This window comes from Pseudoalteromonas sp. BSi20652 (assembly GCF_000239855.1).
Lineage (GTDB): Bacteria > Pseudomonadota > Gammaproteobacteria > Enterobacterales > Alteromonadaceae > Pseudoalteromonas.
Map to the genome: position 1 here is coordinate 1 of NZ_BADT01000192.1, position 10,277 is coordinate 10,277.

10 protein-coding genes and 1 pseudogene are annotated in these 10,277 nt (G+C 33.9%); 9 read left to right on the forward strand and 2 right to left on the reverse strand.

Going from position 1 to position 10,277, the window contains the following annotated elements:
• Together P20652_RS03390 and P20652_RS03385 are read left to right on the forward strand one after the other, a co-directional pair.
• Positions 1-852, forward strand: an 852-nt coding sequence (locus P20652_RS03390; RefSeq protein WP_050548225.1) for a hypothetical protein, incomplete at its 5' end; no start/stop codon positions are given.
• A 986-nt stretch (positions 853-1,838) separates the two neighbouring features.
• On the forward strand, positions 1,839-2,987 hold the full coding sequence (locus P20652_RS03385; RefSeq protein ID WP_008171473.1) for a polysaccharide lyase family 7 protein: 1,149 nt from the start codon (positions 1,839-1,841) through the stop codon (positions 2,985-2,987).
• A gap of 437 nt (positions 2,988-3,424) precedes the next feature.
• On the opposite strand, the gene P20652_RS21525 is transcribed toward P20652_RS03385, so the two are convergent.
• Complete coding sequence (locus P20652_RS21525) at positions 3,425-3,664, reverse strand: transposase family protein (RefSeq protein ID WP_083832871.1); 240 nt, start codon at positions 3,662-3,664, stop codon at positions 3,425-3,427.
• A 302-nt stretch (positions 3,665-3,966) separates the two neighbouring features.
• On the opposite strand from P20652_RS21525, the gene P20652_RS03380 reads away from it, so the two are divergent.
• Positions 3,967-4,623 (forward strand): hypothetical protein, encoded by a 657-nt coding sequence (locus P20652_RS03380; protein WP_008171476.1) that lies wholly within the window; start codon positions 3,967-3,969, stop codon positions 4,621-4,623.
• Between the two features lie 239 nt (positions 4,624-4,862).
• On the opposite strand, the gene soxR is transcribed toward P20652_RS03380, so the two are convergent.
• Positions 4,863-5,321, reverse strand: coding sequence for a redox-sensitive transcriptional activator SoxR (gene soxR, locus P20652_RS03375; RefSeq protein ID WP_008171477.1), 459 nt, complete (start codon positions 5,319-5,321; stop codon positions 4,863-4,865).
• Between the two features lie 76 nt (positions 5,322-5,397).
• On the opposite strand from soxR, the gene P20652_RS03370 reads away from it, so the two are divergent.
• The 6 genes and pseudogenes from P20652_RS03370 to P20652_RS18890 all read left to right on the forward strand — a co-directional run bounded on the left by P20652_RS03370 (position 5,398) and on the right by P20652_RS18890 (position 10,268).
• Positions 5,398-5,871: a flavodoxin family protein gene (locus P20652_RS03370; protein WP_008171479.1), complete on the forward strand. Its 474-nt coding sequence runs from the start codon at positions 5,398-5,400 to the stop codon at positions 5,869-5,871.
• Between the two features lie 65 nt (positions 5,872-5,936).
• Positions 5,937-6,449 (forward strand): DsrE family protein, encoded by a 513-nt coding sequence (locus P20652_RS03365; protein WP_008171480.1) that lies wholly within the window; start codon positions 5,937-5,939, stop codon positions 6,447-6,449.
• Positions 6,450-6,457: 8 nt separating this feature from the next.
• Positions 6,458-7,078: an SGNH/GDSL hydrolase family protein gene (locus P20652_RS03360; RefSeq protein WP_008171483.1), complete on the forward strand. Its 621-nt coding sequence runs from the start codon at positions 6,458-6,460 to the stop codon at positions 7,076-7,078.
• Positions 7,079-7,224: 146 nt separating this feature from the next.
• Positions 7,225-8,763 carry an EAL domain-containing protein gene (locus tag P20652_RS03355; RefSeq protein ID WP_033017912.1) on the forward strand — a complete coding sequence of 513 codons (1,539 nt, stop codon included), beginning with the start codon at positions 7,225-7,227 and terminating at the stop codon, positions 8,761-8,763.
• Positions 8,764-8,826: 63 nt separating this feature from the next.
• On the forward strand, positions 8,827-9,348 hold the full coding sequence (locus tag P20652_RS03350; protein WP_008171486.1) for a hypothetical protein: 522 nt from the start codon (positions 8,827-8,829) through the stop codon (positions 9,346-9,348).
• Between the two features lie 229 nt (positions 9,349-9,577).
• Positions 9,578-10,268 (forward strand): annotated as a pseudogene (locus P20652_RS18890) (response regulator transcription factor).
• Positions 10,269-10,277 lie beyond the last annotated feature (9 nt).

Below are 10,277 nucleotides of genomic sequence, written 5' to 3' on the forward strand. Positions count from 1 at the left end.
AAAACAACGATTGAGAAGAACCCTCAACGATTTCAAACTCACTCATGCGGCAATAGTCCAATTAGACTCTTATTGTTTGGTCCTATGTTTTTAGGGTTTGTTGGGAGTTTAGTTGTTGCTTTAGATATTATGCTAATCCCATTTCATGGAGAAGACGACGCTTTTCATTGGTGGTTACTATACTTAGTACTGTGCTGGAATTTACTATTTTTAAATTTATTCCCTCTTTGGGATTTGGTATTTTCACCTAAATATGCCTATTTTGACCGCATTACAGGCAAAGTCGGGTATACCTTTGATATTCTCGGATGTGACGAGCGGGATGAATTTGGTAATTGCTGTTTTGATTGGCGTGATATGAAATGTGTATTGGTAAACCAAAGCACCGACCAAGGAGGTTCTCGTGCCTTTTTCCCGGTGATATCGCACAAAGACATTGATAAATACCCAAACACCAAAATGACCATAGTGGTTACTGAACTTGCACAAAACCCTATTTATTGTTTGTTGTTTTGGGAGCGCCTAGTGCGTTTTATGGATAATACCAAGGCATTACCTGACATTCCAGAATACGAAGGTTACAGGCACCTTGACCCAATCACCGCTGAGTTTGATAAACACAACAATCGCCCAGAAGTTTACTGGCGTGATATGAGCTTTAAACAACAAACCGAAATTTATGATGAGCTGTACAAAGAAGCCTGTGAAATAGACTGGTATAACGATGCCCCCCAGCCAGAAATCACTAAGCCATGGCAGCGCTGGACCCCTGAGCCTGAAAGAAAAGAAATCTTAAATTGGAAATACAAAGCCAAACGGTTATTTATCCAGCTAACCTGTGGTTTACCGTAAATAGCCATTCTTAATATTGACCTTTACCGCTATTTAACAATCAGAAAAGGAATTCAAGCCTAGGTGGCATAAGTGCCGCCTGGGTTTACTGAGATAGGAATACTATGAGTATATTTAGATATTTGAGTGGAGCTGTGCCTAGGAAAACAATTTTTAATCAATTTTTTGAAGAAGATACGGACTCCGAGCTACACAATAGCTTGAATGGTTTGTGCTTCCTTAAAAGCTTGGGAATAAACCAAACACCCATCTTAAGTTTGCGTTTATCAAATGAATGATGCCATTTTAGACGGTGATATCGCCATTAAAGGTGATAAAGACGCGCAGAGACTTCAAACTGAGCAACTCAAATTCAGCATAATAACAGTGACACCTATCCTAAATTTGCAATTTTAGTGATCAAAGCTTGGGAAAATATACACTAATAATTAGCGTGGCCATCTAGTCTAGCTTTTAAGAAATATAACTTCGTTTTTTGGTCAAATTAATACGTATTAACTCTCTTAGTTTTGTTTACTAAAACACTTTTAATGCTTTTATTAACACGGCAATTGGTTAACTTTTATTTTGTTTGTATATTACCAATGATGTGTTGAGGATAGTGTTCTAGCGCCATTGCAGATTTATCAAAGAGTGCAGTTGTAAATATTGCAATAATTGTCATTTTTAAAGTCTACTCATAATAAAATTAAATACCTTAATATTTAATTTAACATGATGGTTTTTTTTATGAATTAAAAAATAAATCACCAAATACAGATTTTTTGCTATACCAAAAACTAAAAATGTTATTACCAATAAGCATGGCTTTTGGTTATCAATTTATTAATTAATTGTAATAACTTGTTGACTGTTAACTGACCAATACGTCATAGTGTATTGTAATGATAATAACTAAGCTTAGGTTTATTTAATTATAGATACCTGTAAAAACTAAATTTTTATCATTAAAATATGGCAATAAATTAAAATAATATGGACAGAAAATGTTAAATAAAAAATCACTAATTTTACTCACTGCTTTATGTTCTTTACCGTTAGGTATTGCTCAAGCAGTAACTATTGATAATTCTGGGTTTGAAAACGGTTTTGCAGGTTGGGTTGAAAAAGAACCAGCGGCTATATCTGGTGTTAAATACCGAGGCGCTAGTTCATTAAAAATATCAGGTAAACCTGGTCGTGTTCACCAAGTGGTGGATGTAAATAGAAACACCCAATACACTTTAAGTGCTTATGTAAAAGGTAAAGGTCAAATTGGTATTAATGATCAGAATGGCTTGTTTATAAACAAGAAATTTAATGTGAGTAATTGGACTAAAATATCTAGAACATTTACAACTCGAGGTAAAAACACATTACAAGTTTTTGCAAAACACGATAATAGCTCTAATACAGTGTATTTTGATAACTTCAAACTAACAGCTACAGGTGGTTCAGATGGTGGTGGTACTGGTAGTAATATTCCAAGTATTATTACTAATGGTCAATTATTTGAACTAGAAGGTAATAGAAATCCATTAGTAAATAGCCAATCGTTAGTATTTGTGCCTTTAGTAACAAAACATACAACATCTAATGGTGGCGGCTGGCGTCATGAGTACAAGATCAAACCAAGCGAACGAAAACGTATGTACAGTACTACAGAATCTTTTTCTGCAAAATATAAAGTAGAAATGTCTGCTGGTGCTAAAACAATTATTGCTCAACACCATGGTAGTGATACTTCTACATTAATGAAGGTATATATCGCTGATTCTAATGAAAGTAACCTTATCGATAGTAGACCAAAGAATGGAGTATTTGACGTTTACGCACGTTTACGTGGACAAAATGACTCTAAGGAAACTGTTTTCCCACTAGGTACAATTAGAAGTGGTGAGTCATTTACCTTAAGCATGGAAAATAACAGAGGTGTTGTAAAAATTAGAGCATTTAATAGAACCGCAGAATTAAAAGTTAAAGATGATAATAGTGCTTACTTTAAATTTGGTAACTACCTTCAATCACAAGACTCTAGAGGTAATGACTGTGGTACTCGCGGCGATTCTGAAAGTTTTGCTGATTGTTTTGATGATTTAGGCATTACTAAATCAAAAATAACATTAACTGATGTTAGTTACAGTAGTAACCATTAATACATAGAAGTCATTCTCGTATTTAAAAAAGTACCAAGTTATAATTTGAACTTGGTACTTTTTTATAATCGATATTTTTCAATCATTAAAATTACTTTCCCCTGACAATTAATAGATTATTGGATAAATTGATTGAAATTATCAATTATTTTTTATCAACAAATAAGCTTTCATTTTTTACTTAAAAAATTAAATTATCATATTCGTTATAACTCACCGTATAAAATATTTACTGTTTTTCTGCAATTGATTTTTGCCGTCCTATGACGTCAATTGTGACTGAGCAATCCTTTAACTCAATTAACTCAATTAACTTAATAAGTGTTGGTGAAGCGTTTCCCGTCAATAACAATGGTATTGTCTTGGGGTAACTTGGTGGATGCTTTCGGCCAAGAAGAAAAATAATCTTGAAATTGCGCCGTGTCAATACGGCTGAATTAATCAGCAATTATGTTATTAAGAGGGATACCTTGTGTAGGGGAAATGTATTTCCTGAGCCAGTCTAATCTATTATGATAAAAGTTTTCAATATCTTCCCAGCACCGAAAGTCTGGTACAACAGCGTTAATAGCTAAGAATATGATATCAAATAGTTTATGAACCACTTTGCTTTGTTGACGAGAGCCATAGATTGCTTCGAAATATTTAAATAGCTTAATGTCAGATATTAGAATGATCCATAAAAAAGGAGTATAAGATCATACTTTTAAGTGAAGGTAAAGTTCGTGCTCTTGCTCTGATATGAATAGTTTTATGGAGCTGTAAGGCTTTTATAAACTATATTTTTTCACTCACTATTCAATTGTTCGTTTGTAAATTATTCTCTTTTGTTGATTTTATTGAAAGGTTAATATTTTTTATTGCGTAATTGTCAATAGTATATCTTTATATCTTTATATCTTTATATTTCAAGTTGTTTTTATTTAAATAATTTGTATAATTTGCGCAGGAATAACAATAAACATCAAAAAGGATGAAAATGAATACATTTTTAAAAAAAGCATTAACTACGGTTACACTTACAAGTACATTAATTCTGACTGGTTGTATGTCGACTGAATTAAAAGTTAATGATAAATATGAACAACCAATCAATCTATCTACTAACAATCCTGCTTTAATTTTTCCTGTTTCATTGCATGGCGTACCTGGTAGCAGCAGTGAAGTTGGCTTAGCTATTACAGCTGGTGTTGCTGGTCAATATGGTGCTTCAGTGATTTCTGCTCAGCAACTTTATAGTGTTGTTGGTAATCTTTCTTGGACTCTAGGCGAAAGTATTCGCAGAGGTGCTAATAAAGGCGACTATAAAATAAACTATTACGGTGAGAAGATCGCTACTGACTTACAGTATTCAATGGATAAGCTAACCAAAGCACTTAAAAGTTCAGGTGTTATTAACGATAAAAACTTTTCTTTTGAAAATGTAATTGTTCTTCACGTCGACAGTACTGGCGGTATTCCAGTGCCAGGTATTAGACGTGTAACTGCTTTTGGTGGCATTATCAATGTTAAAGACTTGGAGGTTGTTTCTTATATCGAAAAAGACCTTGTTTTAGCAAACGATAATGATTCTATATTGGCGCAAATGCCACTAGAAATGAATGCTATTGTTGAAGAGCTAATTGGTAAAAAATAGTATTATCAGCCTTTCTTGCTAAGTGGCTTGAAAGGCTACACTAATTATTTAATAGTTTACCCGCTGCGATTAAATCGATAATTAGCTATATCAGTTTTATAATTTAGTTAATGGATAGTTTTAGGGTTACTAGAGTTTAGTATTAAATTATCGATAACAAGGGATAATTTATTTACAGTTAAATGTAAATAAGCATAAAGCGCCTAGCTAAGTTATCAGACTAATACCATTGTAAATTTTTAATTCTTTAATAATACAGCACCACTTTTATCATCCCCTAAATGGTCGTCTTTATTATACATAGGGCAGCTTGTAAGTGATAAACAGCCACAGCCTATACAGCCATCTACTTTGTCACGCAGACGTTGCATATGCGTAATTCGCTCATCAAGTTTCGCTTGCCAATGTTTTGAAAGTGCTGACCAGTCTTGTTTTGTTGGTGTGCGGTTGTCGGGTAGGTTGGCTAAGGTGTTTTTAATTTCATCGAGTGTAATTCCCATTGCTTGTGCTGCTTTTATTACAGCTACACGGCGTAATACATCAGGTTTATAGCGTCGCTGATTACCATTATTTCGCCAGCTCTTAATTAAAAACTTAGTTTCGTAAAAGTGGAGAGTAGATACTTTTACACCACTTCTTTTTGCTACATAGCCAACGGTTAGGTTAGCTTCGGTTAACTTTTTTTGTCCTACTGGCATTATTTTAATCCTTTAGTTGACCTCAATATAACTTGAGGTTTTAAGCTTCAACCACATTAAAAAAGGAGCTAACTAAATGCAACAAAAACTTGAGCGTAATACTGTTATTATTTATTCAAGCGCACGAAAAAACGGCAATACCACAGCCCATGTTAATAGCTTTGCCGAGCAAAATGATGTGCGTGTAATTTGCCTGGATGATTATAAAATAGCGCCATACTGTTATAACAAAAACTATAAAAATGATGACTTTTATGCTGTGTTTGAAGCACTTTTAAAGTACGACCATTGGGTGTTCGCGTCCCCTGTTTATTGGTATAACACTACGGTACAAATGAAATTATTTATCGATAGAATAACCGATTATATGGACGATGAAGCATTAAAACCTAAGCTTCGTAGTTTACGTAGTAAGCATTTTTCAGTGCTTTCTAATGCGTCATCAAGCGAAGCCCCCGCCTGTTTTGTAGAGCAGTTTAAAAATACTTTTAGTTATTTAGGTATGCAGTTTATTAACCATAGCCATAAAAGTACCCAAAAGGTTGCTTAAATTGCAGCCTTTTTTGGTTGTCTCTGGTAGTTTAGTGGTAATCTTAAAAAACACAGGATTGTTTTATGAAATATTTACTATTGTTAGTGCTGCTTTTTAGCCCTTTAATATATGCAACAGAGCAACCAATTAAGGGGTATGGTAATTATTACAATGTTCCCGAGTATGATGAAATTAATGATTCTACGGTATTCAAAATAGCCTTTGATGTTGCAGATGGCGCTAAAGAAGGCGCGCAAAATAATTCAATAAATTCGCTAGCGCGTTTTATTAACATGCATGTAGCGCATGGTGTAAAGCCTGAAAACATCCAACTTGCATTAGTTGTGCACGGTAGCGCAAGTGTTGACGTGTTAGCTAATAGCGAATATAAAAAACGCTTTAACGCTGACAATAAAAACCAAGCGTTAATTGAGCAGCTACTTGCAAATAACACTAAAGTGTATGTTTGCGGGCAATCTGCTACTCACTTTAAAGTAACGCCAGAACAATTAATTGAAGGTGTGCAAATGTCGCTTTCGGCGATGACAGCACATGCCCAGCTGCAACAGCAGGGTTATACACTCAATCCATTTTAATAACTCACATGACAAAAAACATTCTCTGCTTTGGTGATTCTAATACGTGGGGTTTAAACCCTGTAACGGGAAAACGCTTTGATGAAAATAACCGTTGGACATCGTTATTAAATAAAAACTTAGGGTGTGGCTTTAACGTAATAGAGGCAGGGCAACCTAATCGGACGTTAGTGCATAATCCGCCGTTTGATGGCGTGCTTAGCGGTGTTAGCTATTTAAAGCCTTATTTGGATAAGCATGAGCTCGACTTTATTATTATTGCCCTTGGTACAAACGATCTTAAAAAACGTTTTAATTTAACACCTAGTTTAATAGCAGATGGCTTGAATGATTTAATAAGTCAGATTAAGGGATTTTATAACCTTAACAATTATCCCCAAATTGTTATTTTAGCTCCTGCCTACGTTAAATTTTTGGGTTTATACAAACATATTTATGAAGGTGCTGAGTGTAAAAACTCATCAATGAGTATTCATTTTGAACGTGTAGCATTGGACAATGGAGTACTTTTTTATAATTTACAAGGTGTGGTGAGTGTATCCTTAATAGATGGGGTTCATATTACTAGTGAAGGGCATAGTAAGGTCGCTGATGCTGTATTTGAAATGATATTAAGCAACACTTTTTAACTTAATACATCATTTTAAAGTATGTATTTAATAATTATTATTTCGTGTTTTTTTATGCTTTATTATTTAGTTATTTGCATTTAATAATAGTTATGTAATTATCAATTGTAATTAAAATAATATGTTATTGAGTCTATAAGGACGTAATGAAAAAATACTCGCAAGGATCATTTATCGCAATGTTAACCGGAATATTGGTTTTTGTAATGGGATGCTTAATCTTGTTGTATTTTGCGGGTAACAAATTAGCGACTACAATTAACACTGACACAGAACATGTTATTAAACACTTAGATGCAGCAGTGTTAGAAACTAACCAAATTCTTGCCCCATTAAACAAACTCAATTTTACCCGTTGTGACGATTTAAATTTAATCGAAATGCGACGTGCGCTATTTGATGCTAAATATGTAATTGATATTGGCTTTTTCGAAAACGATAAATTAGTTTGTACGACAGGTGTTGGTTTACTCAAAAATCCAATAGCTGACAAAGAGCCTGACTTTATTCGTTCTGGAAGTAACACTAAAGTTCGTTTTGACCCAAAGCTACCTTTGTTGCTTTTTAATGATCGAGAAATGCAGGTAGTAATAGTTCGTCAAAATAACTATAACTTAATTATGCTCACTGCGGTTTTTGATGATGGCATAGTGACGGCCCCATATTGGCAGGTTATTCATAAAGCCGGAAATAAATTAAACCATTTAGTGGGTACTGATGGTTTGTACGAAGAAATAACGAACCGTCATTATCTTCCATTTGAAACAAGATTAGAGTGCAGTGATGCTAGTACAGGTTACTGCGTCGCAGTTCATATACCTTGGAGCCAATTTTTTGCTGATAATCAGCTTCTACTGATTATTTCACTAATTCTTAATTGTCTAGCTGGTATATCGAGTGCTTTAGTTGTTGATTTTCAAATTTCTGCACGGCGCTCTACAAGAGTTCGAGTGCGTAAAGGATTGAAAAAAGGGTCTTTTTATTGGACTTATCAGCCTATAATTTGTTTGCAAACTGGCAAAGCTATAGGATGCGAAGTGCTTGCTCGCTTTAAAGATAAATATGGTGCGCTTTTACCTGATCAATTTATTGCGCTGATACGCAAAAATCACCTTACGTGGTCGTTTACCGAGGTCATGATCTCTAAGGTGGTTGAAGAACTTACAAAACTTGAGGTTTTGCCTGAAGGCTTTAAAGTGTCGCTTAATATATTTCCGTGTGATGTGGAGAAAGGTAATGTGTCGCTGTTAGCACAAATGCCAGCACTCATTAATTCTCGATTTACTATTTGTCTTGAAATTACTGAAGATGAGTATCTTGATACAGAAATAGCGCATACGCATTTTAGGACATTAGTTAAATCAGGTTTTAATTTGTCACTGGATGATTTTGGTACGGGATATTCGAATTTAAAGAACTTACAAAATTTAAGCTTTCATCAGTTAAAAATTGACCGCGCATTTGTACAAGATATAGCAACGGAGGGGTTAAAAGCTTCTATGATCCCTAATATTATGGAACTTGTGCATAAGTTTAACTATACCTGCGTAGCAGAAGGGATTGAAACTATTGAGCAAGAAGCTATTTTAAAGATGGCGGGTGCACATTATGGACAAGGGTGGAGATACGGGCGACCAATGACGGTTGATAATTTTAAAGAATATTTAACGACGCAAACACTTTAGATCTCTATTTCTTTATAAAACGTATCATTATGATAATTGTACAACTTTATTAGGTCCTTTATTATGAAAAAATCAATATTAAGTGCGTTTGCACTTATACTACTTAGCGCATGCACGTCTCAGTACCCAAATCAACAACTAACAGGTAAACAGTTTCCAAATATTAGTGGCGAAAGCCTCGAGCAAAATACGGTAACGATTCCCAGTGATTTTAAAGCAGATAAAACTTTGCTATTAATTGGCTACAAACAAGACAGCCAGTTTGATATCGATCGTTGGTTAATTGGTTTAGATATGGCTGGTATTACCCTCCCTACTTACGAATTACCTACCATTGCTGGTATGGCACCTCGTATGTTTAGCACATTTATAGACAGCGGTATGCGCAAAGGTATTCCTAAAGAGCTATGGGGCGGGGTGATCACTATTTATAAAGATGGTGAAACAGTACAAAAATTTACAGGAAATCAAAGCCCAAACAATTCTCGAGTTGTACTTATAAATAGCAGTGGTGAAATTTTATATTTTTACGACCGTGGCTTTTCTGTTGATGCGCTAAACAAACTAAAAGCGAATATTAAATAAAACACCTTAAATGGTTTTTGATTAACTTGAATGTTTTTTAATTACTTATTTTAATTTTTATTTATATTGTAAATTAAATTGTTATATTCAGAGTGAAATGGTTATTAAACACTGATCTAATTAGTTGTTATTAAAAATTAAAAAAATAATCATACTTTACTGTCATAGTATTGTTGTGGTTTTTATTTTATTTCGATAGTCTAGGGTAAATATTTCAAGGACGAAATTCATGGCAAACAAAAACTCAGTATTTGTAAAAACAGCATTTCAGTCATATTTTCATTCACATAACTACACAGCTATATTAAGAACACTGCAAGCATCGTTTACTGATATTAAAATGGATGAGGTAACACCTAAAGTTGAACAACGTGATGCTTATGATCATTTTTAATTGATGGTGCTAAGAGTAAGTGGCATAACCTAATTCCGGCAGACCTTATTTGTTTAGCTAAGCAGTATAATGTTGTGATTTTTTAATGTTGCTAAAGAAGATGTATGCGAACAAAATTTGTTACTCAATCATTTTAATGGCGTTTTTTATAAGTCAGATCCACCAGAAGATATTTTTAAAGGTTTAGTTAGAGTTAATACAGGTGAACTTTGGTTTACACGTAAAGTTATTTCAAAAGCATTTAGCGATATGTTGGCTGTGGCTTCTTCATTTAATAGCTTGCAAGGTGACTCAGAGATCAATCAAGACGATTATGAGCATTTAACAAAACGAGAAAAGTCTGTTGTTCATTTAATTGCGCAAGGTGCTAGTAATAATAAGATTGCCGATAAACTTAATATTAGTGACCACACAGTAAAAACTCATTTATATAGTGCATTTTAAAAAAACTAATTCACGTAATAGAGTAGAGTTGGCTAATTGGGCACAGCGTTATATTTCTGTTCTTTTACCCATGGAAAAATAATAATTAAAT